This window comes from Kitasatospora sp. NPDC096077 (assembly GCF_040303245.1).
In the GTDB taxonomy this organism is placed as follows: domain Bacteria; phylum Actinomycetota; class Actinomycetes; order Streptomycetales; family Streptomycetaceae; genus Kitasatospora.
In genome coordinates this window covers 25,963-49,880 of the sequence record NZ_JBEOSV010000025.1, presented here as the reverse complement: position 1 = coordinate 49,880, position 23,918 = coordinate 25,963, and the positions used below count along the sequence as shown (strand labels likewise).

23 protein-coding genes and 1 tRNA gene are annotated in these 23,918 nt (G+C 74.1%); 14 read left to right on the top strand and 10 right to left on the bottom strand.

Annotation, left to right across the window (positions count from 1 at the left end; translation table 11 throughout):
- The first annotated feature begins 145 nt into the window (after positions 1 to 145).
- Together ABTZ03_RS22260 and ABTZ03_RS22255 are read left to right on the top strand one after the other, a co-directional pair.
- Entirely contained in the window at positions 146 to 1,114 is a 969-nt protein-coding gene (locus ABTZ03_RS22260; RefSeq protein ID WP_350514783.1) for a Yip1 family protein, read from the top strand.
- A 170-nt stretch (positions 1,115 to 1,284) separates the two neighbouring features.
- A complete protein-coding gene (locus ABTZ03_RS22255) occupies positions 1,285 to 2,175 on the top strand; it encodes an alanyl-tRNA editing protein (RefSeq protein ID WP_350514782.1) in 891 nt (296 codons plus the stop codon).
- 73 nt (positions 2,176 to 2,248) lie between these two features.
- On the opposite strand, the gene dcd is transcribed toward ABTZ03_RS22255, so the two are convergent.
- Both dcd and ABTZ03_RS22245 read right to left on the bottom strand, forming a co-directional pair.
- Positions 2,249 to 2,824, bottom strand: a complete 576-nt coding sequence (dcd, locus tag ABTZ03_RS22250; RefSeq protein WP_350514781.1) for a dCTP deaminase — start codon at positions 2,822 to 2,824, stop codon at positions 2,249 to 2,251.
- 70 nt (positions 2,825 to 2,894) lie between these two features.
- On the bottom strand, positions 2,895 to 3,131 hold the full coding sequence (locus tag ABTZ03_RS22245; protein ID WP_350514780.1) for a hypothetical protein: 237 nt from the start codon (positions 3,129 to 3,131) through the stop codon (positions 2,895 to 2,897).
- Between the two features lie 264 nt (positions 3,132 to 3,395).
- Between ABTZ03_RS22245 and ABTZ03_RS22240 the strand changes: the two genes are divergently transcribed.
- Positions 3,396 to 3,466 (top strand) — tRNA-Gly (locus ABTZ03_RS22240).
- An 83-nt stretch (positions 3,467 to 3,549) separates the two neighbouring features.
- Here ABTZ03_RS22240 and ABTZ03_RS22235 read toward each other — a convergent pair.
- On the bottom strand, positions 3,550 to 4,332 hold the full coding sequence (locus ABTZ03_RS22235) for an alpha/beta fold hydrolase (RefSeq protein ID WP_350514779.1): 783 nt from the start codon (positions 4,330 to 4,332) through the stop codon (positions 3,550 to 3,552).
- A gap of 323 nt (positions 4,333 to 4,655) precedes the next feature.
- On the opposite strand from ABTZ03_RS22235, the gene ABTZ03_RS22230 reads away from it, so the two are divergent.
- Positions 4,656 to 5,138 carry a hypothetical protein gene (locus ABTZ03_RS22230; protein WP_350514778.1) on the top strand — a complete coding sequence of 161 codons (483 nt, stop codon included), beginning with the start codon at positions 4,656 to 4,658 and terminating at the stop codon, positions 5,136 to 5,138.
- A gap of 501 nt (positions 5,139 to 5,639) precedes the next feature.
- Here ABTZ03_RS22230 and ABTZ03_RS22225 read toward each other — a convergent pair.
- Together ABTZ03_RS22225 and ABTZ03_RS22220 are read right to left on the bottom strand one after the other, a co-directional pair.
- Positions 5,640 to 6,272 carry a response regulator gene (locus ABTZ03_RS22225; protein WP_350514777.1) on the bottom strand — a complete coding sequence of 211 codons (633 nt, stop codon included), beginning with the start codon at positions 6,270 to 6,272 and terminating at the stop codon, positions 5,640 to 5,642.
- Positions 6,269 to 7,501 (bottom strand): sensor histidine kinase, encoded by a 1,233-nt coding sequence (locus tag ABTZ03_RS22220; protein WP_350514776.1) that lies wholly within the window; start codon positions 7,499 to 7,501, stop codon positions 6,269 to 6,271. The genes ABTZ03_RS22225 and ABTZ03_RS22220 overlap by 4 nt, the downstream gene beginning before the upstream one ends.
- A gap of 377 nt (positions 7,502 to 7,878) precedes the next feature.
- Here ABTZ03_RS22220 and ABTZ03_RS22215 point away from each other — a divergent pair, with 377 nt between their 5' ends.
- From ABTZ03_RS22215 to ABTZ03_RS22185, 7 genes are all read left to right on the top strand, one after another.
- A complete protein-coding gene (locus tag ABTZ03_RS22215) occupies positions 7,879 to 8,439 on the top strand; it encodes a GlcG/HbpS family heme-binding protein (protein WP_350514775.1) in 561 nt (186 codons plus the stop codon).
- 188 nt (positions 8,440 to 8,627) lie between these two features.
- Positions 8,628 to 9,050, top strand: a complete 423-nt coding sequence (locus ABTZ03_RS22210; protein ID WP_350514774.1) for a YunG family protein — start codon at positions 8,628 to 8,630, stop codon at positions 9,048 to 9,050.
- Positions 9,051 to 9,186: 136 nt separating this feature from the next.
- Positions 9,187 to 10,071 (top strand): NAD(P)-dependent oxidoreductase, encoded by an 885-nt coding sequence (locus ABTZ03_RS22205; protein ID WP_350514773.1) that lies wholly within the window; start codon positions 9,187 to 9,189, stop codon positions 10,069 to 10,071.
- A 169-nt stretch (positions 10,072 to 10,240) separates the two neighbouring features.
- Positions 10,241 to 10,819, top strand: coding sequence for a flavodoxin family protein (locus ABTZ03_RS22200; RefSeq protein WP_350514772.1), 579 nt, complete (start codon positions 10,241 to 10,243; stop codon positions 10,817 to 10,819).
- 365 nt (positions 10,820 to 11,184) lie between these two features.
- Positions 11,185 to 12,369, top strand: a complete 1,185-nt coding sequence (locus ABTZ03_RS22195; RefSeq protein WP_350514771.1) for an LPXTG cell wall anchor domain-containing protein — start codon at positions 11,185 to 11,187, stop codon at positions 12,367 to 12,369.
- Between the two features lie 157 nt (positions 12,370 to 12,526).
- Positions 12,527 to 13,753: a hypothetical protein gene (locus ABTZ03_RS22190; protein WP_400917079.1), complete on the top strand. Its 1,227-nt coding sequence runs from the start codon at positions 12,527 to 12,529 to the stop codon at positions 13,751 to 13,753.
- Positions 13,754 to 13,834: 81 nt separating this feature from the next.
- Positions 13,835 to 14,611 (top strand): MerR family transcriptional regulator, encoded by a 777-nt coding sequence (locus ABTZ03_RS22185; RefSeq protein ID WP_350514770.1) that lies wholly within the window; start codon positions 13,835 to 13,837, stop codon positions 14,609 to 14,611.
- A gap of 51 nt (positions 14,612 to 14,662) precedes the next feature.
- On the opposite strand, the gene ABTZ03_RS22180 is transcribed toward ABTZ03_RS22185, so the two are convergent.
- Together ABTZ03_RS22180 and ABTZ03_RS22175 are read right to left on the bottom strand one after the other, a co-directional pair.
- Positions 14,663 to 15,742, bottom strand: a complete 1,080-nt coding sequence (locus tag ABTZ03_RS22180) for a helix-turn-helix domain-containing protein (RefSeq protein WP_350514769.1) — start codon at positions 15,740 to 15,742, stop codon at positions 14,663 to 14,665.
- 97 nt (positions 15,743 to 15,839) lie between these two features.
- On the bottom strand, positions 15,840 to 15,980 hold the full coding sequence (locus ABTZ03_RS22175) for a hypothetical protein (protein WP_350514768.1): 141 nt from the start codon (positions 15,978 to 15,980) through the stop codon (positions 15,840 to 15,842).
- Positions 15,981 to 16,173: 193 nt separating this feature from the next.
- Between ABTZ03_RS22175 and ABTZ03_RS22170 the strand changes: the two genes are divergently transcribed.
- Both ABTZ03_RS22170 and ABTZ03_RS22165 read left to right on the top strand, forming a co-directional pair.
- Complete coding sequence (locus ABTZ03_RS22170) at positions 16,174 to 16,692, top strand: RNA polymerase sigma factor (protein WP_350514840.1); 519 nt, start codon at positions 16,174 to 16,176, stop codon at positions 16,690 to 16,692.
- On the top strand, positions 16,689 to 18,122 hold the full coding sequence (locus tag ABTZ03_RS22165; RefSeq protein ID WP_350514767.1) for a hypothetical protein: 1,434 nt from the start codon (positions 16,689 to 16,691) through the stop codon (positions 18,120 to 18,122). Before ABTZ03_RS22170 ends, ABTZ03_RS22165 begins: the two co-directional genes overlap by 4 nt.
- Positions 18,123 to 18,185: 63 nt before the next feature.
- Here the strand turns inward: ABTZ03_RS22165 and ABTZ03_RS22160 are convergent, their stop codons facing one another.
- Entirely contained in the window at positions 18,186 to 19,685 is a 1,500-nt protein-coding gene (locus ABTZ03_RS22160; RefSeq protein ID WP_502894548.1) for an aminopeptidase P family protein, read from the bottom strand.
- A 136-nt stretch (positions 19,686 to 19,821) separates the two neighbouring features.
- Positions 19,822 to 21,285: a PP2C family protein-serine/threonine phosphatase gene (locus ABTZ03_RS22155; RefSeq protein ID WP_350514766.1), complete on the bottom strand. Its 1,464-nt coding sequence runs from the start codon at positions 21,283 to 21,285 to the stop codon at positions 19,822 to 19,824.
- A 621-nt stretch (positions 21,286 to 21,906) separates the two neighbouring features.
- Between ABTZ03_RS22155 and ABTZ03_RS22150 the strand changes: the two genes are divergently transcribed.
- Positions 21,907 to 22,578, top strand: a complete 672-nt coding sequence (locus ABTZ03_RS22150; RefSeq protein ID WP_350514765.1) for a bifunctional DNA primase/polymerase — start codon at positions 21,907 to 21,909, stop codon at positions 22,576 to 22,578.
- 218 nt (positions 22,579 to 22,796) lie between these two features.
- On the opposite strand, the gene ABTZ03_RS22145 is transcribed toward ABTZ03_RS22150, so the two are convergent.
- On the bottom strand, positions 22,797 to 23,780 hold the full coding sequence (locus tag ABTZ03_RS22145; RefSeq protein WP_350514838.1) for a DUF5926 family protein: 984 nt from the start codon (positions 23,778 to 23,780) through the stop codon (positions 22,797 to 22,799).
- Positions 23,781 to 23,918 lie beyond the last annotated feature (138 nt).

Below are 23,918 nucleotides of genomic sequence, written 5' to 3'. Positions count from 1 at the left end.
CACTGGGCCGGACGGGTACCTTCGGAGCGTGGCTGGTAATCGATACGACAGCGGTCAGGGCGCCGACCGTCCGCACGGCGGATGGCCGGGCCCTCCGCCGCCGCCGGCGGGGGCGCCCGGGGGGTACGGGCGGACGGACGGGTCCGTGGACGGGCCCGAGTACTTCACGACCGCGCACCCGACGGCCTCGGCCGGCGGTCCGGGTGGTCCGGGCGGTCCGGGCGGTCCGGGCAACCCGGGTGGCCCGTCGAACGGCCCGGGCGGCACGGTCGGCGACGGGTACGACCCGTACGCGGCCGACCGGCCCGGCAACACCCGGGCCTTCCCGGTCGGCGGCCAGGGCCAGTACCCGGGCGGCGCCCCGTACGGGCAGCAGCCGCCGCCGTACGGCCAGGACCACGGGCAGGACCACGGCCACTACGGCCAGGGCCCGGGGCACTACGGCGACGACTACGGGCAGCAGCCGCCGCCGTACGGCCAGGACCACGGCCGGCAGCCCCAACCGCCGTACGGCCAGGACAACGTCACCGTCTACCGGGCCGGCGGCCAGTCCGCCCCGCACGCCACCGGCCCCCGGCCGCAGTGGCGCGAGCTGTTCGTCGGGATCTTCCGCGACCCGACCGCGACCTTCGACCGCACCCGTGACCACCAGGTCTGGCTGCCCGCCCTCACCGTCTCGCTGCTCTACGGCGTGCTCGCGGTGCTCGGCATCGGGCTGACCCACGACGACATCGTCAACTCGACCTTCTCGGTGGCGCTGACCGGCCTGGTCGCCGCCGCCATCGGCTTCACCGTGGCCGGCGCGGTCTTCGGCGGGGTCACCTACGCGCTGGCCCGCCAGCTCGGCGGCGACGGCCCGTGGAAGTCGACGGTCGGCCTGGCCGTGCTGATCGGCTGGCTGACCGACGCGCCCCGGCTGGTGCTGGACCTGGTGCTGCCCTCCGGCAGCGCGGTGGTCCAGGTGGTCGGCTGGATCACCTGGATGCTCTGCGCGTACCTGCTGACCGGCATGGTCCGGCGGGTGCACGACCTGCCCTGGGGCAAGGCGGCCGGAGCCGCGGCGGTGCAGCTGGTCGCGCTGCTGGTGCTGATCAAGCTGCCGACCCTGGGCTGACCGGGCCGGGGGCGCCGCGAACCGGAGGTGCCGGGCCGGTGACCGGGCTCCCGTCGATGATCAACCTCCCGGCCCCCGGCCGAGGGGCGACAGGCAGAATGGTGGGCGGGTCCGGCCGCGAGGCCCCGGGCCCGCCCACCCTCGTTCGTCCACCCCCACCGGAGCCAGCCATGACCCTCCCCACCACCCACGTCAGCTTCCCGGCCGGGGCGGTGACCGGAGAGTCCCCGGTGCTGGCGGTGCACCCGCTGGCGGACGGCCGCTACGCGGTGGTGACCGCGGCCACCCCGTTCCACCCGCTCGACCACACCTGGCCCGACCAGCCGGCCGACCACGGCACCCTCACCGTCGACGGCACCGAGCTGGCCGTCGTCGACTGCCTCACCGGCGCGGTCGGCCCGGACGGCGGCGCCCCGCTGGTCGGCGCCGAGATCCCGGTCAAGCGCGGGGACGAGGAGTGGTCCTGGCTGGTCCTGCACGTCCTCGCCACCGACCCCGGCGACCTCACCGGCCGCACCGCCGTGCTCGCCGTGGACACCGGCCGCCGGGCCGCCCTGAGCGCCTCGCACAGCGGCTGCCACCTGCTCGCCCTCGCCCTCAACGCCGCGCTCGCCCCGCGCTGGCGCAAGGACCCGGGCCGCTCGGACGCCTTCGGCAACCCCGACTTCGACAGCCTCGCCATGGCCTCCTCGGTGATGGACACCCAGGCCAGCACGGACACCTACCGGCTCGGCAAGTCGCTGAAGAAGAAGGGCTTCACCGTCGACGCCACCGAGGACTTCCCGGCCCTCGCCGACGCCCTGCCCGCCCTCACCGAGGCCGTCAACGCCCGGCTCGCCGCCTGGGTCGCGGCCGACGCCCCGGTCCGGATCGACGTCCCCGGCCCCGAGCTGACCGCCCGCCGCCAGTGGCACTGCGAGCTGCCCGAGGGCGGCGCGCAGATCTTCTGCGGCGGCACCCACCTGCACCACCTCGGCGAGCTCGCCGCGCTGCGCACCGAGCTGCGGCTGTCCGAGGACGGCGCCGAACTGGTCGCCGTCACCAGCCCCGAGCGGGCCTGAACGACGCCGCGGGCGGCCACCCCTCGCGAAGAGGGGTGGCCGCCCGCTGTGCGTGCGCTCCGTCGTGCCGTGCTCAGACGTCGCTGCGGTGGAAGTTCAGGTACGAGCGGGACGGCGTCGGACCGCGCTGGCCCTGGTACCGCGAGCCGTAGCGCGCGGAGCCGTACGGGTGCTCCGACGGCGAGGACAGCCGGAACAGGCACAGCTGCCCGATCTTCATCCCCGGGTAGAGCTTGATCGGCAGCGTCGCGACGTTCGACAGCTCCAGCGTCACGTGACCGCTGAAGCCGGGGTCGATGAAGCCCGCCGTGGAGTGGGTGAGCAGGCCCAGCCGGCCCAGGCTCGACTTGCCCTCCAGCCGGGAGGCCACGTCCTCGGGCAGCGTGATGACCTCGTACGTCGAGGCCAGCACGAACTCACCGGGGTGCAGGATGAACGCCTCGTCGCCGTCCGGCTCGACCAGCCGGGTCAGGTCCGGCTGCTCCTCGGAGGGGTCGATGTGCGGGTACTTGTGGTTCTCGAACACGCGGAAGAAGCGGTCGAGACGCACGTCGATGCTCGACGGCTGGATCATCGCCGGGTCGAACGGGTCGATGCCGACCCGGCCCAGGTCGATTTCGGTCCGGATGTCCTTGTCAGAGAGCAGCACGCTTCGAGGTTACGTGCACGACGGGGCCCCGGACGAATCGTCCGGGGCCCCGGTGTCCTCCCGTCGGCCGTCAGGCCAGGAACTCCGCGGCCTCCAACCGCAGCGCCTGCGCCAGTTGGGCCGTCGACAGCTCCCGCACGTCGGCCTGCACCGAGCTCCGGAGCCGTCCGCACTGCGGACAGCGGATCAACCGTCCGGGCCCGAGCCGCCCGGGACCGAGGTTCTGCATCGGGAACGTGGTGGTGCTGAACAGGTGCCCCTCGGCACAACGAACGACGGTGCGCTGCTCCATCGATCCCCTTCCCATCCCTAACCCAGTACTCACCCGTACTCATCGCGCCCCGGCGGCCAGGCTCCGGGACAGCGTCACATTAGGGGATGTTCCGGACATTCCACACCATGGCTCGCCGCCCCGACCCCACGCCCACCGGGGGCACTCGCACGCGGCCCAAACAGTACGCCTCCACCCCGCCCCCACCCGGCTCCGCCACGGCCCCTGAGCGGCCGTGCAACCACTGTCGCGAATGGGGTACAGTGACACTGGATTGAGCGGTCTCTGACGGCTCATCAGGCGGGCGTAGTTTAATGGTAGAACATGAGCTTCCCAAGCTTAGAGCGCGAGTTCGATTCTCGTCGCCCGCTCCGTACCGAAAGCCGCAGGTCATATGACCTGCGGCTTTCGTGTTTCCGCGGCACGGCGCGGGCGGGTCGGCGGGGGTGGCGGGTCAGGCGGCGGTGAGGAAGTCGAGGACGGTCCGGGTGTAGGCGGTCGGCTCCTCGGCGAGGACGATGTGGCCGGTGTCGAACTCGGCGTAGCCGCTGTCGGGGAGGGCGGCGTGGAGGCGGCGGGTGTTCTCGACCGGGACGGTGGCGTCCTGGGTGCAGCCGATGACCAGGGTGGGGGCCTGGACGCGGGGGAGGTACGGGGTGAGGTCGAGGGTGAGGTCGAGGGCGATGTGGCGCAGGGTGCCGGGGGTCGGCTGCATGTAGGCGGTGTTGCTCTCGACGGCTTCGCGGCCGATGCGGTTGAGGAAGCCGCGGCTGAAGGCGGTCAGGGTGGCGTAGCGGCCGAAGGCGGTGGGGTCGTCGGCGAGCGAGAGCCAGGTGGCCATCGAGAGTCGCAGGTACTCGTCCTGTTCGGCGCCGATCCAGCCGGCCGTGGCGATCAGGCGGCGGACCTGGTCGGGGCGCCGGCCGGCGGCCGCGGTGGCGACGACGGCGCCGAGTGAGAAGCCGAGCAGGTCGACCGGGCCGCGGCCGGCGTCGTCGATCACGGCGTTGACCTGCTCAGCGAGGGTCTCCAGGGTGAGCGGGGCGCCGTCGTCCTCGGCGGCCTCGCTGCCGGAGAGGTCGGGCAGCAGCACGGTGTAGCGCCCGGTGAAGGAGTCCAGCAGGTAGTCCCACATGCCGGAGCCGGGACCGGTGCCGTGCACCAGGACGAGGGTGTCGGGGCCGTCGCCGACGACGCGGTAGGGGATGTGGGCGGTGCCGACGGTGATGGTGGGCATGGGTTTCCTCCTGGTCCGGGGCCCTGGTGGGCGGTGGTGGCCCGGGTGTTCCGGGCCTCGGTGGCGACGAGAAGTAAACTACACGGTGCAGATCAGTGCTTCAACTGCACCGTGTAGTGCAATTCAAGGTCGGGTGGGGGCGGAACTGTCCGTGCCCGGCTACCGTCCAAGGAGTGACGGAATGCCTGCCCGGGTTGAACGCCGGGAGGAGTACGGAGGGCCCAGTGCAGTCAGGTGGTGCGGAACTGAACCTCGGTTGCCCGGACGGCTTCCGCCGTGCCGCGTCGGCCGCTCCGGACTGGTGGCCGGAACTGAAGCCGGATGTGACGGTCGATCAACTCGACGCGGGGGAGCACTGCGAGGCGCTGCTCCGGGACACCGTGGACGCCATCCGGCCGCTGCCGGCCTGGCAGGAGACGGTGCCGCGGGCGGGGCTGCGGCTGTTGGGGCCGGGGCGGCGCGGGCCCGGGGTGCGCTGGTACGTCACCCGGGGGCGGGACCTGCTCACCGTCGTATCGCCGGGCCGGCGGCCGGAGTTGGCGGCGGCGGTGGAGCGGCAGTGGCGGCGGCGCGGGTGGACGATCACCTCGTTGAACGCCGGGCGGGACCGGCCCGGGGTGGCCGCCACCACCCACGCTGGCTCCCAACTGGTGCTGTGCTTCGGGGAGTTCGGTGACATCCGGCTGACCGCGAGCCTGTACGGGATGGCCTGCTCGGAGCGGGTGCCCGCGCTGCCGGGGGCCGGCGAGCCGGACCCGGCGCCGCTGCCCCATGTGCACTGCGCGTACTGGAGCGCGCTGGTGTGATCGGGCGGTGAGCGGTGAGCGGTGAGCGGGCTGGGGGAGGCGTGGAGCGAGTCCCCCCGGACCCGCTCCACGCCGCCTCCGCGAGCGGCTTCGGCGCTGCCGCTCCCCCCGACACCCCGGCAGCCCCGCCGTTCCCCCCTGGCATCACCCTCCGGCGAGAGCGTTCGCACAGACCCCGGCGAGCCCCCACCCCCGGGGACGTCGTGATCTCACGCTAACAAACCGCGTGGTTGGTTTGTCAATAGTGGGATCCACGGAAAATCCACAATCGTGACGGTCCGGTCGGGACGGTGTGACGGCCGTCCCACCAGGCAGTTGTGGGTACATCAGGGTGGTGTGCGGTGGTGCCTGCACACTCCCGGACGCCCCTGGCCACCCCCGGACACGGAGGGAACGCACCTGGAATCCGACATTCCGAGCATCATGGCAGCACGGAGTGACACCGCGCGAGTGCCCAGCGCAGTGATGTACGTCCAGTGGTCGCGCGGCGGCGCGGACCCCTCAGCGCAGCAGCCGGCGCTCCTTGGCCACCGCCACCGCGCCCGCCCGGGTGTCCACGCCCAACTTGTCGTAGATCCGCCCCAGATGGGTCTTCACCGTCGCCTCGCTGATGAACAGCGCCCGGGCGATCTCCCGGTTGCCCAGCCCCTGCGCCAGCTGTTCGAGGATGTCCTGCTCGCGCTCGGTGAGTTGGGGCGCGGGAGCCCGCATCTGCGCCATCACCCGGGAGGCGACCGGCGGCGAGAGCACCGTCCGGCCCAGGGCGGCCGCGTGGACGGCGGCGAACAGCTCCTCCGGCCGCTCGGCCTTCAGCAGGTAGCCGGTGGCGCCCGCGGCGATGGCCCGGGTGATGTCGGCGTCGGTGTCGTAGGTGGTGAGCACCAGGACGTGCGGCCCGTCCGGGGCGGCGGTGATCCGCCGGGTGGCCTCCACACCGTCGATGCCGTCGCCGAGTTGGAGGTCCATCAGGACGACCTGCGGCGCCAGCTGGGCGGCCAGCGCGACGGCCTCCTCGCCGGTGCTCGCCTCGCCGACCACCTCGATGTCGCCCGCGCTGGCGAGCAGCGCCAGCAGGCCGGCCCGGACCACCGCGTGGTCGTCGCAGACCAGCAGCCGGACGGGGATCGCGTTCATCGGTGCTCCAGGGGGATCGCGGCGGAGACGACGGTGCCCTCGCCGGGGGTGCTCTCCACGGTCAGCGTGCCACCCAGCTGCCGCAGCCGGGCGCGCATGGCCGACAGCCCGTACCCGCGGGCGCCGGCGGCGTTGCGGGGACGGTCCGCCGAGGGGTCGAAGCCCTGTCCGTCGTCGGCGACGTCCAGTACGGCCTGGTCGCCCAGGAAGGACAGCGTGATCGCGGCCGTCGAGGCCCCGGCGTGCTCCCGGACGTTGGCCAGCGCGCCCTGGGCGATCCGCAGCAGCGCGGCCTGCACGGCCGTCGGCAGCGGGACGGGTGTGCCGTCCAGGTGGAAGCGGACCGGCAGCCCGCTCTCGGCGGACTCCCGCTCCGCCAGGGCCCGCAGCGCCCGGTCGAGGGTGCCGCCGTCGGCGAGTTCGACCGGGGCGAGGTCGTGGACGAAGCGGCGGGCCTCCGCCAGGTTGCGGGCGGCGACCTCGGCGGCGGTGCGGACGTGGCCGCGGGCGGTGGCCGGGTCGGCCTCCCAGGTGCGGTCGGCGGCCTGCAGCAGCATCTGCTGGCTGGACAGGCCCTGCGCCAGGGTGTCGTGGATCTCCATCGCCAGCCGCTCGCGCTCGGCGAGCGTGCCCTCCCGCCGTTCGGTGGCGGCGAGTTCGCGCCGGGTGCGGACCAGGTCGGCGATCAGCGCCCGCTGCCGGGCGGCCTGCCGGGCCATGAACAGGAACACCCCGGTGGCCAGCGCGGCCACCGCCGGCGGCAGCAGGACGAGCGTGGCGTCGGCCGTGGCGGGCAGCCGGAGCTCGGCGATCACCACCAGCAGGGTCAGGGCCGCCACCAGCGGGATCGCCGCCCGCGCGGGCAGGGCGCGCAGCGCGGTGTAGATCAGCGGGACGGCGCACCAGGCGAAGCTCGGCGCGAGCAGCACCAGCACCACCCAGAGCGCGACCACCGGGGCCAGCGGCCACCGGCGCGGCCGGTCCGGTGCCACCGGACGGCGGTGGTCCAGCCAGGACGCGGCCGGCTTGGCGACGGCCAGCGCGGCGCTCAGCCCGACCACCCAGGGGATCCGCGGGCTCCCGGTGTGATGGGTGAGGTAGCGGCTGAGCGAGGCGGCGAGCAGCAGCAGGAAGGCGGAGTCCAGCAGCAGGGCCAGCCGGCCGGCGTCCGGGTCCCCGGCGTCCCGCCCGCGGGGCGGGCGGCCGGTGGACGGGCGGGTCTGCTGCACGGGGGCTCCTGGTGCTACGGCTCTCGCTACGGCTGCTCGTCACCGGTCTCCCCACCGGTCTCCCCGTGGGTCACCCCGCCGGGCCCCGGTCCGGGCCGATGCCGGTGCGTCGACCGGCGCCGACCTGCGCCGATCCCTCGATGGTGGCCCGTCCGGCCCGGTCCCGCATCAGCCGATCGGTTGACGGCGCCGTCCTCCATCATGCCCGGACGGTCGCGCCGGACCGTCGATGCCGCGCGCCCGGGTCCGGCCGGAGGATCGAAGCAGAGCCGGGCGGTCCCCCCGCCGCCCGGCCCGCGAACCCCGTTGCGAACCCGTCACGGACCCCGCGAACCCGTCACGGACCGTGCGGTCCCGTTGAGTTGAGGAGCTGGACCATGAAGAAGACCTCCGTGCGCGCCCGGGTGCTGACCGGCACCGTCGCCGTCGCCGCGCTCGCCGCCGCCGGCGTGGGCGCCGTCTCGGCCAACGCCGAGACCACCGAGACCCCGGCCGTGCCGGCCGCCGCCAAGGTCGACGCGCAGAACAAGAACCTCGCCCAGAACACCGGTCTGACCATCGACGCCGCCACCCGCGCCGCCCAGGCCGCCCTGGACGCGGCGACCAAGGCCGGCCAGCACGTCTCGGTCGCCGTGGTCGACCGGGACGGCGTCACCCGGGTCCTGCTCAAGGGCGACGGCGCCGGCCCGCAGGCGCCCGAGTCGGCCGAGCGCAAGGCCTACACGGCGGTCTCCTGGAACGCCCCGACCTCGGAGCTGGCCAAGCGCCTCGCCCAGGCCCCGAACCTCAAGGACATCCCGGGCACGCTGTTCCTGGCCGGCGGTGCCCCGGTGCAGTCCAAGGGCGCCCCGGTCGCGGCGATCGGCGTCGCGGGCGCGCCCAGCGGCGACCTGGACGAGCAGTTCGCGCAGGCCGGCGTCGCCGCACTGGCGAAGTGACCCGCCCCGGCCGGTCGGACCGCCCCCGCGGCCGACCGGCCGGACGCGTTCCCGCCCCCGTACCGGCCCGCGGTCGGTGCCGCGCGCCGTCCTCGATCGGGTGAACAAGGGGAGGGTCGCCGCAGAACAGGCGATGACCCTTTGAAAAGCCGGTGTCGTTGTCAGTGCCGCGTGGCAGGCTTCCCGGTATGACGGCGTGGACCCTCAACGACATCGAACGTGCGATCCGCTCCTCCTGGGGTGTCGACACTTGTGCGCCCGAGGACTTGGCCCACTGGCGTCCCGACAATCCCGCCCGCGGCCAGTGCGGGGTGACGGCCATGGTGGTGCACGACCTGCTCGGCGGCGAGCTGATGATGGGCGAAGTGCACGTCGACGGGGTCCGGACGGACCTCCACTGGTGGAACCGCTTCGCCACCGGCTTCGAGATCGACCTCACCCGTGAGCAGTTCGGCCCGGGGGAGCTGGTCGGCCCCGGCCGCCCGGTCGCCCGCCCGGCCCGCCCCGGTCGGCTCCAGGCCCAGTACGAGCTGCTGCGCCACCGGGTGGTCACCGAGCTGGAGCGCGGGGCCGCCGCAGGCCGCCTCCGCCGCCCGGTCCGGGTCGCCTAGCGGTACCGGCGCGCGGTACCCGGCCCGTGCGCCGGACCCCGGCCGCTCGCCGGGCCCCGGTTCGCTCGCTCACCTGACGTACAGTCGGCTCCGGACGGACCAACGTACGGATGGCTGCGGCGACGGGAGTGCGCGGATGAGCGGGGCGACGGTCGGTTTCGTGGGGCTGGGCGCGATGGGCCAGGGCATGGCGGGCAGCCTGCTGCGGGCCGGTCACGCCGTACGGGTCTGGAACCGCTCACCCGAGCCGGTGGCCGCCCTGGTGGCCCAGGGCGCCGAGGCGGCCGGCTCGCCCGCCGAGGTGTTCGCGGCCGACACGGTGGTCTCCATGCTGGCCAACGACCGGGCGGTGGAAGGGCTGTTGCTCGACCCCGCGCTGCTCGCGGGCGCCAAGGCCACGCTGCACGTCAACATGGCCACCATCTCGCTCGCGCTGGCCGAGCGCGCCGAGGAGCTGCACGCCGAGCACGGCATCGGGTACGTCGCCGCGCCCGTCCTCGGCCGGCCCCCGGTCGCGGCGGCGGGGAAGCTCAACATCCTGGTCGCGGGCGCGCCCGAACTGCTGGACCGGGCCGGGCCGCTGTTCGCGGCGATGGGCGAGCGCGTCTGGCACTTCGGTGACCACCCCCGGCAGGCCAACACCGCCAAGATCAGCACCAACTTCCTGCTGGCCTGCGCGATCGAGTCGATGGCCGAGGCGTGCGCGTTGGCCGAGGCCCAGGGTGTGCGGCCCACCGACCTGGTCGAGATGCTCAGCAGCACGCTCTTCCCCGGCCCGGTCTACTCCGGCTACGGCTCGATGGTGGCCGAACGCCGTTACGAACCGGCCGGGTTCCGCTTGCCGCTCGGCCTCAAGGACGTGGGCCTGGCCCTGGAGGCCGGGGCCGCGCGCAACGTCCCGCTGCCGTTCGGCGGCATCCTGCGGGACGCCTTCCTGGACGCGCTGGCGCACGGCGACGGCGAGAAGGACTGGGCCGCCGTCGCCGAGGTCGCCCGCCGTCGGGCCGGCCTGCCGGACTGAGCCGCGGACCAGGTCCCGACCGGACGCCCCGACCGTCCGCCCCGACCGGACGTCCTGGCCGGATCATGATCGGACGCCCTGACCGGACCCGGTCAGGGCGCACGGAATACCTGGCGCGCCGCGGACGCTCGCCCCTCTGTCCGCAGTACCTGACGAGGGGGAGTACCCGATGACCGAGCAGTCGTCCGGCGCCGAGGCGCCGCGCCGTTTCCTGTTCCTCGACGCCAGTTCGCGCGTCGGCGGCAACACCGAGCAACTCGCCCGGCTGGCCGCGGAGTCGAGCCTGCCCGAGGGTGCCGAGCAGCAGTGGCTGCGGCTCGCGGACCACCCGCTGCCGCCCTTCCAGGACCTGCGGCACACCGGCGACGGCAGCTACCCGGAGCCGGTCGGCCACGAGCGGACCCTGCTGGAGGCCACCCAGGCGGCCACCGACCTGGTCTTCGTCGCGCCGGTGTACTGGTACACCCTGCCGACCAGCGTGAAGCTCTACCTCGACTACTGGTCGGCCTGGTTCCGGGTGCCCGGGGTGGACCTCCGTGCGGCCCTGCGCGGGGGCACCGTGTGGGACGTCACCGTCCTGGCCGGCACGGCGGACAAGGCCGAGCCGATGATCGGCACGCTGAAGCTGATCGCCGACTACATGGAGATGCGCTGGGGTGGCGCGCTGATCGGCAACGGCACCCGCCCGGGCGACGTGCTGAACGACGAGCAGGCACTGATCGCGGCCAAGTCCTTCTTCGCGAGCTGACCTCCGCGAACCGACCTCCACGAGCTGACCTCCGCGAAGCGACCTCCGCGAACCGACCCTCGCGGGCCGACCGCACGGGCGGACCGATGGATTCACGCCATCCCCGCCCGTGCGGTACCGTCCTCCGGACGTGTACCCGTCACCTTGCGGCCATCTCCGGGCAAGCGCAAAAGCCCTACCGTAGGACGGAGTTGGGCGATTCGGACGTCCACGGTCGGATAACGACCCACAACAGGGCACCTGCCTTCCGAAGTGGCTGAAACGTTCGGTACTCTCCGTCGGAATTTCAGCTTCGCGGGGGGCATGCGGCGTCTGCGCCCGTCCCTCGCGCCCGGGCCTCGCCCGGACACTTCCGTGAGGTCTCCTTGTCGATTCGTCGCAGTCTTGCCCTTGCCGGCGCCGCCGCGCTCGCGTCCTCGTTCGTACTGGCCGGCGCCCAGGGCGCCATGGCCGTCGGCGTCGCCGGTACCCCGTCCGCCGCGGCCCCGTCTGCCGCCGCCCCGTCCGCCGCCGCCGTTCAGGCCGCGCAGGCGAAGCACCAGAGCCTGGACCTCTCGGTGCGCGGTGTTCCGGACACCTTCGTCGCCGGCGGCAACGCCCGCGTCTTCTCCTACCGGATCCAGAACTCCACCAAGAACGACTTCGTCGCCTTCCCGCTGCTGAAGTTCAAGAACAAGGCCGGCACGCTCAAGGCCAAGGACCTCAAGGTCGAGTACCAGCTGCCGTCCGGGCTGCCCGGTGGCGGCACCTGGAAGACCGGCTCCATAGCGCCCGGTGGCGGAGACGGTGACGACAGCGCGGTGCTGATCCTGCTCGGCGGCGTGAACGAGGCCGGTGACGCCGCCGACGACGCGCTGCTGTACATCGCCCCGGGCAAGCGGATCGACATCGACATCCGGGTCTCCTTCACCAAGGACACCCCGCTGGGCAAGGCCGGCGTCGTGCCGGTGGCCTACGAGGCCAACGCCGACGACGAGTCCGACAACGGCCACTTCAGCTGCGACGGGATCAAGGGCGCCGGCTTCACCATCAAGGCCGGTGGCGGCGGCAAGCCCAGCCCGACCCCCACCCCGACCAAGACCGGGAAGCCGACCCCGACCCCGACCACCGCGCCGACCACGGGGACCCCCACCACCGCGCCGACCACCGGGACCCCGACCACCGAGCCCACCAGCGCGGCCCCGACCACGGCGGCCCCGACCACGCCCGCGCCGACCACCCCGGCCACCGGCACCGCCTCGCCGTCCGCCTCCCCGACCGACTCCGGCTCCGGCACGACCACCACCCCGGCCCCGTCCGGCAGCAGCACCGACGGCGCCCAGCAGCCGATCGACTTCCCGGTGGACGTGCCGAAGGTCACCCCGCCGAAGATCACCCCGGCCGTCGTCACCAAGGCCAAGACCGCCGCCGACAGCGCGGACAAGGCCCTCGCCACCACCGGTGGCGGTGACGACACCACGGCGATCGCGGCCGCCGGCGGCGCCGTCCTGCTCGCCGGTGTCGGCACCCTCGTGGTGCTGCGTCGCCGCAAGTCGGCCCAGCAGGGCTGACCCAGGCCCGATCGGCGCGGCCGGGCCCTGGCCGACCAGGGCCCGGCCGGGCCGCCCGTGCCGTCCACGAGGTCGAACCTTCGGGCGGCGCGGGCCGTTCTCGTCCGTCACATAGGATGTCCGGCCGGAGGGGGCGGAACGGCGGGGAGAGGGACAAGTGCGGGGACTGCGCACAGCACAGACCACCACCGACTACGAGTCCGCGACCGGTCGGATCGCGGGCCTGCCACTCCGCAGGCACCATGTGCTGCTGACGGCATGGACGGTGCTCTGGTTCTTCCTGGTGGAGCCCAGCGGCGGCTTCTCCTGGCACTACCTGCGCCAGGGCGAGCAACTGCTCTTCAGCCACCAGTCCGACGGTGGCCTCTCGCTCTACGCCCACCACCCGGAGCTGCAGATCGGCCCGGTCAGCCTGGCCGCGGCCCGGCTCACCGCCCCGTTCCCGCCGCACATCGGCCAGCTGATCGCCGAGGCGGTGAGCGCCGGGCTCGGCCTGGTGATGCTGGTGCTGGTCGGCCGCACCGCCGCGCTGTACTACCTCGGCACCGGCACCAACCACCGCCGGCTCCAGCAGCGGCTGTTGATCGCCGGCCTGGCGTTCATCCCGATGTGGGTCGAGGTGTCGGTCCGCTTCGCGCACCTGGACGACGTCCTCGCGCTGTTCTTCACCACCCTCGCCGCGCACGCGCTGGCCCGCGGAAAGCCCGTCCAGGTCGCGATCTTCCTGGCCCTGGCGGTGGACTCCAAGCCCTGGGCGCTGGCCTTCGCGCCGCTGATCCTGGCGCTGCCCCGGCCGGCCTGGCTGCGCACCGTGCTCTGGTTCTGCTTCCTGGTCGCGATCGCCTGGCTGCCGTTCTACCTGGGCAACCTGGACACCATGGCGGCGGCCAAGTTCACCATCCCGAACCAGCCCGCCTCGGCGCTGCGCTGGTTCGGGGTGACCGATCCGTCCACCCCCTGGTGGGACCGCCCGACCCAGTTCGCGCTCGGCATCGGCCTGGGCTGCATCGCGGTCTGGCGCGGCCGCTGGCCGGCCGTGGTGCTGCTCGGCGCGGACGCCCGGATCCTGCTCGACCCGAGCGTCTACACGTACTACACGGCCTCGATCCTGCTCGGCACCCTGCTCTGGGACGCGGTCGGGCAGAAGCGGCTGGTGCCGTGGTGGAGCTGGATCGCGCTGGTCGCGCTGTACGGTGGCACGCTGCTGCTGCCCTCCGACGCGGCCCGCGGCTTCGTCCGGCTCGCCTTCGTGGTGGTCTCCGCCGCCTACGTATTGCTCTGGCCCACCCAGCAGACCCGTCGGCCCCGGCCACCGGCCCAGCGCGGCGGGGACGGCCGCCGGCGGTCCGCCCGGCGGCGCGAGCGGGAGCTGGTCGGCGCCTGAGCCGACCTCCCGGGGCCACGGCTTGACCCTCACGCGACGTGAGAGCGGAGGGTGGTGGTCACCACCAGGGAGGAGTTCCGGATGAACGGGGACGAGGGCTACCCGGTCGGCGCCGTGGCGAAGATCGCCAAGGTGACCGTCCGGACCCTGCACCACTACGACGAGATCGGGCTGCTGTCCCCCGCGGGCCGCACCAGGTCCGGCTACCGCCGGTACGTGGACGCCGACCTCGACCGGTTGCAGCAGATCCTGTTCTACCGCGAGCTCGGATTCGCCCTGGAGGAGATCGCGGCGATCCTGGACGACGACTCGGTCAGCCCGAGCGAGCACCTCCGGCGGCAGCACGCGCTGCTGACCGACCGGATCAGGCACCTCCAGGAACTCGCCACCGCCGTCGAACACGCCATGGAGGCACGCAGAATGGGCGTTCAGCTGACCCCGGAGGAGAAGTTCGAGATCTTCGGCGAGGGCTACCGGGAGGAGTGGGAGCAGGAGGCCGAACAGCGCTGGGGCCGGACCGAGGCCTGGGCGGAGTCCCAGCGCCGCACCGGCGGCTACGGCAAGGAGGACTGGCAGCGGATCCAGGGCGAGATGACCGCGCTCAACACCCGCCTGGTCGAGGCCCTCACCGCCGGCGAGCCCGCCGACGGCACCGTGGCCATGGACCTCGCCGAGGAGCACCGGCAGCACATCAGCCGGAACTTCTACGACTGCACGTTCACCATCCACCGCGGCCTGGGCTGCCTGTACGTCCAGGACCCGCGCTGGACCACCACCTACGAGGAGCTCGCCCCCGGCCTGGCGCAGTGGCTGCACGACGCCATCGTCGCCAACGCCGACCGGCGCGAGAACGCGTAACGGCGAAGGCCCCCGCACGTAGGAAGCGGCGCGGGCCTCGGAGCGGAGGGCCTACGCCACCCCGCGCCCGAAGGAGCGCCGGTACGCGGTCGGCGAGGTCCGCATCACCCGGCCGAAGTGGTGCCGGAAGGTCGCCGCGCTCTCGAAGCCGACCGCCGCGGCGATCTCCTCCACCGACCCCTCCGGCGACTCCAGTAGCGCCAGACTGGCCGCGATGCGCTGGGTGACGACCCAGCGCATCGGGCTGGTGCCGTTGCGGGCGGTGAAGTGCCGCAGGTACGACCGGTCCGACATCCGGGCGCTCCGGGCCAGCACCGAGACGGTCAGCGGGTCGGCCAGGTGGTCCAGCGCCCACTGCATGCTGCGGGCGACCCCGTCCTCGTCCTCCTCGACCGGGCGGACCGCCGCCTCGATGAACTGCGCCTGCCCGCCGTCCCGGTGCGGCGCCACCACGAAGCGCCGGGCCACGCTGTTGGCCACCTTGGCGCCGTGGTCCCGGCGGACCAGGTGCAGGCACAGGTCGATCCCGGCGGCGCTGCCCGCGCTGGTCAGCACGTCGCCGTTGTCCACGTACAGCACGTCCGGGTTGACCCGCACCCGCGGGTGACGCTGCTGGAGCAGTTCGGCGTACCGCCAGTGGGTGGTCGCCTCCTTGCCGTCCAGCAGTCCGGCGGCGGCCAGCGCGAAGGCGCCCGAGCAGATCGACACGATCCGGGCGCCGCGCTCGTGCGCGGTCCGCAGCGCCTCGACCAGGCCGGGGGAGACCTCGCCGCTGAAGGCGTTGCGCACCCCGGGGACGACGACGGTGTCGGCCGCCGCGAGGTCGTCCAGGCCGTGCCGGGCGGTCAGCGCGAAGCCGCCCACCGTGTCCAGCGGGGTCCCCGGCCGGTCGGCGCACACCCGCAGTCCGTACCAGGGCGCCGCCAGCAGCCCGCCCAGCTCGGGCCGGGCCAGCCCGAACACCTCGACCACCACGCCGAGTTCGAACGGCGCCATGCCCTCGAAGGCGTACACCGCGACGTCGTGCACCGGCTCCGGGCGGCGGCCGATGGTGACCGGCACCGGGCGGGGACGGGCGATCCGGTCCTCGGCGGTCTGCCCGGCGATCTGCTCGGTGGTCTGCTCGGCCATGCGAACCCCCTGCTCACGGGTGGCGGAATCCCGGTGAGTGTAGCCGTCGCGGCCATCCCGGAAAGTTCTTCGAACCCCCCTGCAACCTCCACCCCCGTCACACGTCCATCAGTACGGGGGTGGAGGGAACCGGGCCGAGGGCGGCTGCGAGGATCTCCCCGATCACGATCTTGATCAGGTGAATCGACGGTCCGGCGAAGGCGCCGTCACCGTCCCGGGGGAAAGCAGAACCGCACATGTCCATGGCCATCGGGCCGTTCGCCGCGCCACGGCCGGGACGCGGCCCCTCCGTCCGCGGATTCCGTGGAGCGAGCGGGCTCCGTGCCGTCCGCGGCGTGGTCGTCGCACTGTTCGGCGCCCAGGAGGTCGACGAGCCGGGCACCGTGCCCGCCGCCGAACAGCAGGTAACGCAGCGCCGTTCCGGTTTCCGGCTGCTGCGCGGCGGCCGCAAGCCCGCGGAGGAGCGGCCCACCCTGACCGACCTGTACCACGCCCACCGGCTGGGCCTGGTCCGGATGGCCGTTCTGCTGGTCGACCATCAGGACCTGGCCGAGGACGTCGTGCAGGAGGCCTTCACCCAGCTCTACCAGCGCTACGGCGAGAACCTGGACGACCTCGACAACGCGCTCGGCTACCTCCGCACCGCGGTGGTCAACGGCGCCCGCTCGATGTTGCGCCGCCGCAGGACCGCCCGGGAGTACGTGCCCCCGCACGAGGCGGACGCGCCCTCCGCCGAGGACCACGCCGTGCTCAACGACGAGCACCGGAGGGTGCTCGTCGCGCTGCAGGAGTTGACCCCCCGCCAGCGCGAGGTGCTGGTGCTGCGCTACTGGTCCGACATGTCGGAGGCGCAGATAGCCGAGGCCCTGGGGTTGTCCCGGGGCGCCGTGAAGTCCACCGCCAGCCGGGCCCTGGACGCCCTGGAAAAGCATCTGGAGAAGGTTCGATGACCGACGAGTTCCCCCGCTCGGGCGGCGCTGACCGCGACGGCCCGGCCGAGACCCCGACGGAACGGCTGCTCCGTGAGGCGATGGCCGCACGGACGTCCGTGATCACCCCGCACAGCCTGCGCCCGGCCGCGCCCCCGAAGGGCCGGGTGCGGCGACTGCGCCCGGTGTACCTGACCGCCGTGCCGATCTTCGCCCTGGCCGCCTCCGCGGCGATCGGCCTGCTGGCCTTCCACGGCGACCCGGTCGCCAAGCGGGACGTCCCCCCGCCCCCGGCCGCCAGCCTGACGGTTTCCCCCAGCCCGACGGCCACGGCCTCCCCGACGGCCACGCCGAGCGCCACCGGGAGCGCCGCGGCGGGGACGGACACGCCGGCCGCCGGCTCCCCCTCGACGACGTCCCGGTCGACCGGTGGCGCGCCGACCGGGCCGAGCACGCCGGTCGAGTTCCGCGGCGTCAAGCTGAAGGTGCCGGCGGGCTGGCGGGTCCAGCCCTACGGCAAGGCGGACCTCCACCTGTGCGTGCTGAGCCCGGGCGCCCCGCAGACGGCCTCCGCCCAGGACTGCCGGCCGTACGGGGTGGACCTGGCGGTCTTCGACCCGGGGTCGCCGGGCTGGCCGGCGGTCGAGGACCTCGACGCGCAGAGCGGCTGGAGCCACCAGCCCGACTGTCCGGTCTGGGGCAACCCGCACCCGCCGGCCGCGGGCGAGTCGGTCAAGGCCGTCGGGCCGACGAAGAGCACCCCCACGGTCGCCGGCCGTCCCGGGGCCAAGTCGCAGTGGCAGGTGACCTGTGGCCAGGACGCCTTCACCGCGCAGGTCTGGGCCGTGCCCCAGGACCAGGTGTTCGTCTCGGCGGTCGGTCTCAAGGACGACTACCAGGCCGGGCTGGCGTCGATCGTCGACAGCCTGGACGTGGGCGATCGCGAGTCCGCGCTGTCGGCGACCCCCGCGGCGAACGACAGCGCGGCCCCGACCGCGAACGACATCGCGGTCAGCATCGACGGCCTCACGACCGGTCAGTCGCTGCGGGTGGGAAGCGCGGTCGCCACCTTCACGGTGACCTTCCAGAACACCAGCCAGCACGCGTACGCCCAGGTGGAACCCCTGGTCTTCACGGACCGCTACGCGGGCACGCCGACCCTGCCCGGTACGCAGCTGCCCAACGACGGCAAGCTGGAGCGGCAGACCGACAGCGGCTGGACGACCAAGCCGATGTCGCCGGACGCCGGCATGGCCTACGCGCAGGCCTCGGACCAGGACCTGTTCGCGCTCGCCCCGGGGCAGCGGAGGACGCTGACCTACCGGCTGACCATGGGGCCCAAGAGCGGGCCGGGGGACATGCCGCTGCGGGCGCAGGCCGTGCTGCCGTACCACGGCGGTGACCTCACCGCGCTCGGCCACCAGGACATCTCGCTCAAGCTGGTCTGGTAGCGCCGAAGGGCCCGGCCCCCCGCACGGGGAGGCCGGGCCCTTCGCCCGGGGTTCGCGGCCGGCTCAGGCGAGCGAGGCCATCCAGGCCTCGACCTCGTCGGAGCGGCGCGGCAGGCCGGCCGAGAGGTTCTCGTTGCCGTCGGCGGTGACCAGGATGTCGTCCTCGATCCGGACGCCGATGCCGCGGTACTCCTCCGGCACGGTCAGGTCGTCCTGCTGGAAGTACAGGCCGGGCTCGACGGTGAGCACCATGCCGGGCACCAGCAGGGCGTCGACGTGCTCCTCGGTGCGGGAGTGGGCGCAGTCGTGGACGTCCAGGCCGAGCATGTGGCCGGTGCCGTGCAGCGTCCAGCGGCGCTGGAGGCCGAGCTCCAGGACCTTCTCGACGTCGTACACGGACGCGTCCAGCAGGCCCCAGGCGAGCAGCCGCTCGGCGAGGACGCGCTGCGAGGCCTCGTGGAAGTCGCGGAAGCGGGCGCCCGGCTTGACCGCGGCGATGCCGGCCTCCTGGGCGTCGTACACCGCGTCGTAGATCTTCCGCTGCAGCTCGGTGAAGGCGCCGTTGATCGGCAGGGTGCGGGTGACGTCGGCGGTGTAGAGGGTGTGGGTCTCCACGCCGGCGTCCAGCAGCAGCAGCTCGCCGGGGCGCACGTCGCCGTCGTTGCGGACCCAGTGCAGGGTGGTGGCGTGCGGGCCGGCGGCGGCGATGGTGCCGTAGCCGACGTCGTTGCCCTCGACCCGGGCGCGGCGCCAGAAGGTGCCCTCGATCCAGCGCTCCGAGGTGGCGACGGCCTGGCCGAGCTCGCGGACCACGTCGGTGAAGCCGTTGACGGTGGCGTCGCAGGCGGCGCGCAGCTCGCCGATCTCCCACTCGTCCTTGACCAGCCGCAGGCCGCTCAGGAACTCCTTGAGTTCGGCGTCCCGGTCGGCGTCCAGCACGTCGGCGAGCGCGGCCTCCAGGCCGGCGTCGTAGCCGCGGACGATCCGGGTCGGCACGGCGGTGTCCCGGGCGCGCTCGGCCAGCTCCTCGGCGGCCTTGCGGACGTCGCGGGCGGGCAGGCCGAGCAGCTGCTCCTGCTCGCTCAGGCTGTGCCGGCGGCCGACCCACAGCTCGCCGTAGCCGTCCAGCCAGAACTCGCCGTTCTCGCGGTCCGAGCGGGGCAGCAGGTAGAGGGTGAACTCGTGGCCGGCGTCGCCGGTGGGCTCGCCGACCAGCACCGCGTCCTCGGTCCGGTCACCGGTGAGGTGCACGTACTCGCTGGAGGCGCGGAAGTTGTAGTCGGTGTCGTTGGAGCGCACCCGCAGGTTGCCGGCCGGGACGACCAGCCGGACGCCGGGGTGGGCGGCGGACAGCGCGGCGCGGCGGGCGGCGGCGTACCGGGCCTGGGCGAGCGGCGCGAGGCCGTGCAGCTCGGTGTCGGCCCAGCCGGACTTCATCGAGGCGGCCAGCTCGTCCGAGATCTCGCCGTAGAGACCGTTCTTGCGGCCCTTGAACTGCGGCGACTCCTCGCCGCCCTCGGCCTCGGGGTTCTCGGCCACCGCGGGGGTCCGGTCCTCGGTCACGTGCAACGCCTCCTTGGGGGTGGTACCGCCGCCCTCGGGGGAGGTGTCGGGTCGCGACACCCGCGGGCGGCCGTGCGTCCATGGTACGGACGCCCGGCCGCCCGTTCGTTCCGGGTTCGAACCGTTGCTCGAACGGTCACTCGAAGCGCGCGGCCAGCAACAGCAGGTCGTCGGTGGCGGGGGCGGCGTCCGGGGCGGCGCAGACGGCCAGCAGGTGGGCGCAGAGCCGGTCCGGGTCGATCCGCACGTCGCGCGGGGCGTCGGCGGCGGCCCGGCGCAGGTTGGCCTGGCCGGCGTGCAGGGTGGGGCCGCAGCGGCGGGCCAGGCCCTCGGTGTAGAGCAGCAGGGTGTCGCCGCGCCCGGCGGTGAACTCGACCCCGGGGGCCTCCCAGCAGGCGAGCATGCCGAGCGGCGCGGAGAGCGAGGTCTCGACGAACTCGGCTCCGTGCCGGCCGACCAGGACCGGCGGGCAGTGCCCGGCGCCGGCGAGGGTGACCCGGCGCTCCTCGGGCTCGACCCAGGCGTAGACGGCGGTGGCGGTGCGGGTCGGCTCGGTGGTCTTGAGCAGCAGCTCCAGGTCGCCCAGGACGGAGACCGGGTCCTCGCCCTCCAGCACCGCGTAGGCCCGCAGCGCGGCCCGGACCCGGCCCATCGCGGCGGCCGCGCCGGGGGCGGAACCGGGTCCGGCGCCCAGGCCGTCGCCGGAGACCGAGCCGACGGTGAGGCCGACGGTGCCGTCCGGCAGCGGGATGGCGTCGTACCAGTCGCTGCCGCTGGAGCGGTCCAGGCCGGCCGGGAGGAGCCGGGCGGCCAGCCGCAGCCCGGCGGTCTGCGGCAGGTGGTCCGGCAGCAGGCCGCGGCGCAGCGCCTCGGTGGTGCGCCGGGTGCGGTCGGCCTCCAGCTGCTTGGCGAGCAGCGGGGCGGCGATCCCGCAGTAGTGGCGGGCGAGTTCGCGCTGGCACTCGGTGGGTTCGGCGGGCCGGTCGTAGAACCAGACGGCGGCCGCGAGCGGGCCCTCCTCGTCGGTGGCGAGCGGGAGGCCGTAGGCGCCGCCGAGGCCGAGGTGGACGGCGAGTTCGCGCAGCCGGTTGCCGACCGCCGGGTCCTCGGCGAGGTCGACGGAGTGCAGCTGTTCCGGCCGGTCCCGGTCGCGCAGCAGCCGGGCGAGCAGGCTCTGCTCGGTCGGGACGGTCTCCAGGGCGCCGAGGCTGGCCCGGTCGAGGCCGAGGCCGACGGGCTGGCCGGGCCCGCCGCCGGGCAGCAGGGTGACCAGGACGCCGCGGCCGGCGCCGAGCAGGGCGGCGCCGGAGGCGAGCACGGCGTCCAGGGTGGCGGTGAGGCCGCGGGCGTGGGCGAGCCGCTCGGTGTGCTCGTGCAGGCTGGTGATATCGGACAGGCGTCCGGCCAAACGGTCCTGCACCGCGGTGGAGGGTGCCGTGGGGTCGTCGGCGCCGGCCTCCGGCGCGTCGGCGGGGCCGGGCAGGCCCGGCGGCGGGTCGAGGACCGGGTCGAGGACGGTGAGCCCGCCCGCGCAGCCGGTCTCACCCGGCTCTGCGGTCGGCGTCGACGGCTGGGACGCCGACGGGTGGGACTTGGTCATGCCGCCACTCCTGACGCGGTGCTACGTGCCATGCGGAACCCCCAGATAACGGCCCAATGTGGAGCGAGTACGGCCGAAGGGCGTGTTTCGCCTCGATTCGCTACTACTCGTCATTGATCGACAGCAATGGCACCACTTCTACACAGGCCATTCGGGGCATGTCCAGATCCAGGACGACGCGGTGGCCGGTTCCACATCGGCGCGACCCGGTCGGAGGGCGTGCACGGTTCGTGCGCGCGCCGGTCGGGGCCGGAGGCATGGAGGGAGCCGGGAGCGGGCAGAACGGAGGGAACGGACCGGGCGGCCGTCCGGATCGTATGTCCGCGCCGCCCGCGCTCCCGGCTGGCCGGAAGTCTCTCACTCGTACGGTGGAACCAAGCGCGCCCGGGCGGCGTCCATCCGGTCGCATACGGGATTCTCGTTCCAAGGGCTGTTCCAGTGCGCGGCCCTTCTCATGTCGTGCTCCACACCGTGCTCCACGTCGTAGCCGCGCCGTCCGCCATGCCGCCCGCCCCGCTTCGCGTCCTCCCGGGGCCGTGCCGCCGCGGGCCCGCGTGGCGAGTCCCGACGGATGTCGGTGGGGCGGAGCGAACCGAGCGGTCAGGGAAAGGAACGAGCGCCATGCGTGAGAACCCGAAGAGCCCGAAGAGCCGGTCGCACGAGGTGCAGGAGTCCCGGGAGTCGCAGGAGTCGTCCGCCCGGTTGGCCGCGGCCCTGACGGCCGCCGTGGAACACCGCTGGCCGGTGGTGCCGGGCACGGTGCTGTGCGGCGGCCGCTGTTCCTGCGGGGAGCCGGACTGTCCGGCCCCCGGCGCCCATCCGCACGATCCCTCGCTGCTGGCCGCGACCACGGACGCCCGGATGGTGCGCTGGTGGTGGGAGCGGCAGAACCCGGACGCGCCGGTGCTGGCGGCCACCGGCACCGCGGTCTCCGCGGTCAGCCTGCCCGCGGCGGCCGGTGCCCGGGCGCTGGTCTACCTGGGCGCGCTGCGGCTGCCGCTCGGCCCGGTGCTCGCGATGCCGGGGCGCTACGCGCTGCTGGTGGCCCCGTACTCGCTCGACGCCCTGGGCGAGATGCTCGCCCAACTCCCTTGGGTGCCGGGCTCGTTGCGCTATCACGGGCCGGGCGGCTTCCTGCCGCTGCCGCCCGGCGGCGGGGCCGGGAGGGTGCGCTGGGTGCTGGCACCGCGGCCGGCCGCGGACGGTGGGGTCCGGCTGCCGCAGGTCGGGCCGCTGCTGGGCGAGTTGGTGGAGGCGACGGTCCGGCTGGACAGTGGCCGCTCGGCGTACTGACGGACCGCCGGGCCGGAGCCGGACTCCGGGCCCCGCGGTGCGGGGTGTTCCGGAAAACAAAAGATCCGGCCGCTGGCGACGGGGGATGCACCAGCGGCCGGACTCTTTAGACAGTAACAAGGATCCGCGCCGGCGCCAATTTCCAAGACGCCCTCCAGGCCCGGAAATTGCGGCTTCACGGCGACAATGTGACGCGTATCACCCGGATCCGGTGCGCTTTAGTTCAAGGTGACCTGACGGTTCACCAGGTTCGCGCGGGCGCGCCGCTCCTCGGCGGTCAGCGGGGTGCCGTCGGCGAGGACGGCGGCGAGCCGCTCGCCGAACTCGGCGGCCGGCTTCTCGCAGTCGGCGGCGGTCATGCCGAGCGGGAGGTCCCAGACCGGGACGGTCAGGCCGTGCGCGCGGAACGAGCCGACCAGGCGGGTGTCCTGGCCGAGCGAGGCCTCGCCGGCCGCGTTCAGCCGGGCCAGCGCGTCCAGCAGCTGCTCCTCGGGCACGGTCATCACCCAGCGCAGGTGGTTCTTGTCCGGGGTGCCGCACCAGTAGGCGGCGTCGACGCTCGCGAGCTTCTCGGTCGGGATGGCGGAGGCGTTGGCGCGCTCCAGGGAGGCGGCGACCTCGCCGGTGGCGGTCTCGGCGTCCTCCAGCCAGAACTCGAAGCCGGTGTGCACGGCGGGCGCGAACGCGGCGGTGGCGTCCAGCAGGTCCTGGAGACGGCGGCCGCCCGGGACGGTCCGGCGGGCCGGGACCGGGCTGCCCGGCTCGGTGGCCAGGGCCAGCTCCAGGGCGTCCGCGAGGTCCCGGCTGAGGTCGCCGGAGGAGGACTGGGTCTGCAGGCCGAGCAGGATCGAGCCGTCCTGGCGGCGCAGGGCCGGCCAGGCCAGCGGCAGCACGGTGGCCAGGGTCACCGACGGGACGTCACCCTCGGCGGTCGCGGCCACGCCGGCGGCCAGCGTCAGCGGCACCGTGGCGGCCGGCACCAGCTCGCGCAGCGCGACCCAGTCGGCCTCGCCCGGCAGGCCCTCGAACGGGCGGTGCACCAGCTCCTGCACCGCGTGCGAGGCCTCCCGGCCGTGGCAGGCCTTGTAGCGGCGGCCCGAGCCGCAGGGGCAGTCCTCGCGGGCCCCGACCACGGGGATCTCGCCCGTGACGGCGGTGGTGGACTGGCGCTGCGGCGCCTTCTTGGCGGCCTTCTTGCCCATGCTGCGGCTCTCCCGGGGACGGTGGTCCATTTCACCGGGAAGCCTACTGACAGTTCTCCGCGCCCGACTGCGCCCAGCTGGGACCGGCCGGGGCCGCGCGTGCCCGACCGCGCCCGGCCGGGCCCGACGCGCCTCCGG

What these genes read in the sequence shown, in the direction of transcription:
- ABTZ03_RS22255 (WP_350514782.1), top strand. Translation starts at nt 1,285, where the DNA reads ATGACCCTCCCCACCACCCACGTCAGCTTCCCGGCCGGGGCGGTGACC.
- ABTZ03_RS22245 (WP_350514780.1), bottom strand. Translation starts at nt 3,131, where the DNA reads ATGGGAAGGGGATCGATGGAGCAGCGCACCGTCGTTCGTTGTGCCGAG.
- ABTZ03_RS22235 (WP_350514779.1), bottom strand. Translation starts at nt 4,332, where the DNA reads ATGCCCACCATCACCGTCGGCACCGCCCACATCCCCTACCGCGTCGTC.
- ABTZ03_RS22225 (WP_350514777.1), bottom strand. Translation starts at nt 6,272, where the DNA reads ATGAACGCGATCCCCGTCCGGCTGCTGGTCTGCGACGACCACGCGGTG.
- ABTZ03_RS22215 (WP_350514775.1), top strand. Translation starts at nt 7,879, where the DNA reads ATGAAGAAGACCTCCGTGCGCGCCCGGGTGCTGACCGGCACCGTCGCC.
- ABTZ03_RS22210 (WP_350514774.1), top strand. Translation starts at nt 8,628, where the DNA reads ATGACGGCGTGGACCCTCAACGACATCGAACGTGCGATCCGCTCCTCC.
- ABTZ03_RS22205 (WP_350514773.1), top strand. Translation starts at nt 9,187, where the DNA reads ATGAGCGGGGCGACGGTCGGTTTCGTGGGGCTGGGCGCGATGGGCCAG.
- ABTZ03_RS22200 (WP_350514772.1), top strand. Translation starts at nt 10,241, where the DNA reads ATGACCGAGCAGTCGTCCGGCGCCGAGGCGCCGCGCCGTTTCCTGTTC.
- ABTZ03_RS22185 (WP_350514770.1), top strand. Translation starts at nt 13,835, where the DNA reads ATGAACGGGGACGAGGGCTACCCGGTCGGCGCCGTGGCGAAGATCGCC.
- ABTZ03_RS22180 (WP_350514769.1), bottom strand. Translation starts at nt 15,742, where the DNA reads ATGGCCGAGCAGACCACCGAGCAGATCGCCGGGCAGACCGCCGAGGAC.
- ABTZ03_RS22175 (WP_350514768.1), bottom strand. Translation starts at nt 15,980, where the DNA reads ATGTGCGGTTCTGCTTTCCCCCGGGACGGTGACGGCGCCTTCGCCGGA.
- ABTZ03_RS22165 (WP_350514767.1), top strand. Translation starts at nt 16,689, where the DNA reads ATGACCGACGAGTTCCCCCGCTCGGGCGGCGCTGACCGCGACGGCCCG.
- ABTZ03_RS22155 (WP_350514766.1), bottom strand. Translation starts at nt 21,285, where the DNA reads ATGACCAAGTCCCACCCGTCGGCGTCCCAGCCGTCGACGCCGACCGCA.
- ABTZ03_RS22150 (WP_350514765.1), top strand. Translation starts at nt 21,907, where the DNA reads ATGCGTGAGAACCCGAAGAGCCCGAAGAGCCGGTCGCACGAGGTGCAG.
- ABTZ03_RS22145 (WP_350514838.1), bottom strand. Translation starts at nt 23,780, where the DNA reads ATGGGCAAGAAGGCCGCCAAGAAGGCGCCGCAGCGCCAGTCCACCACC.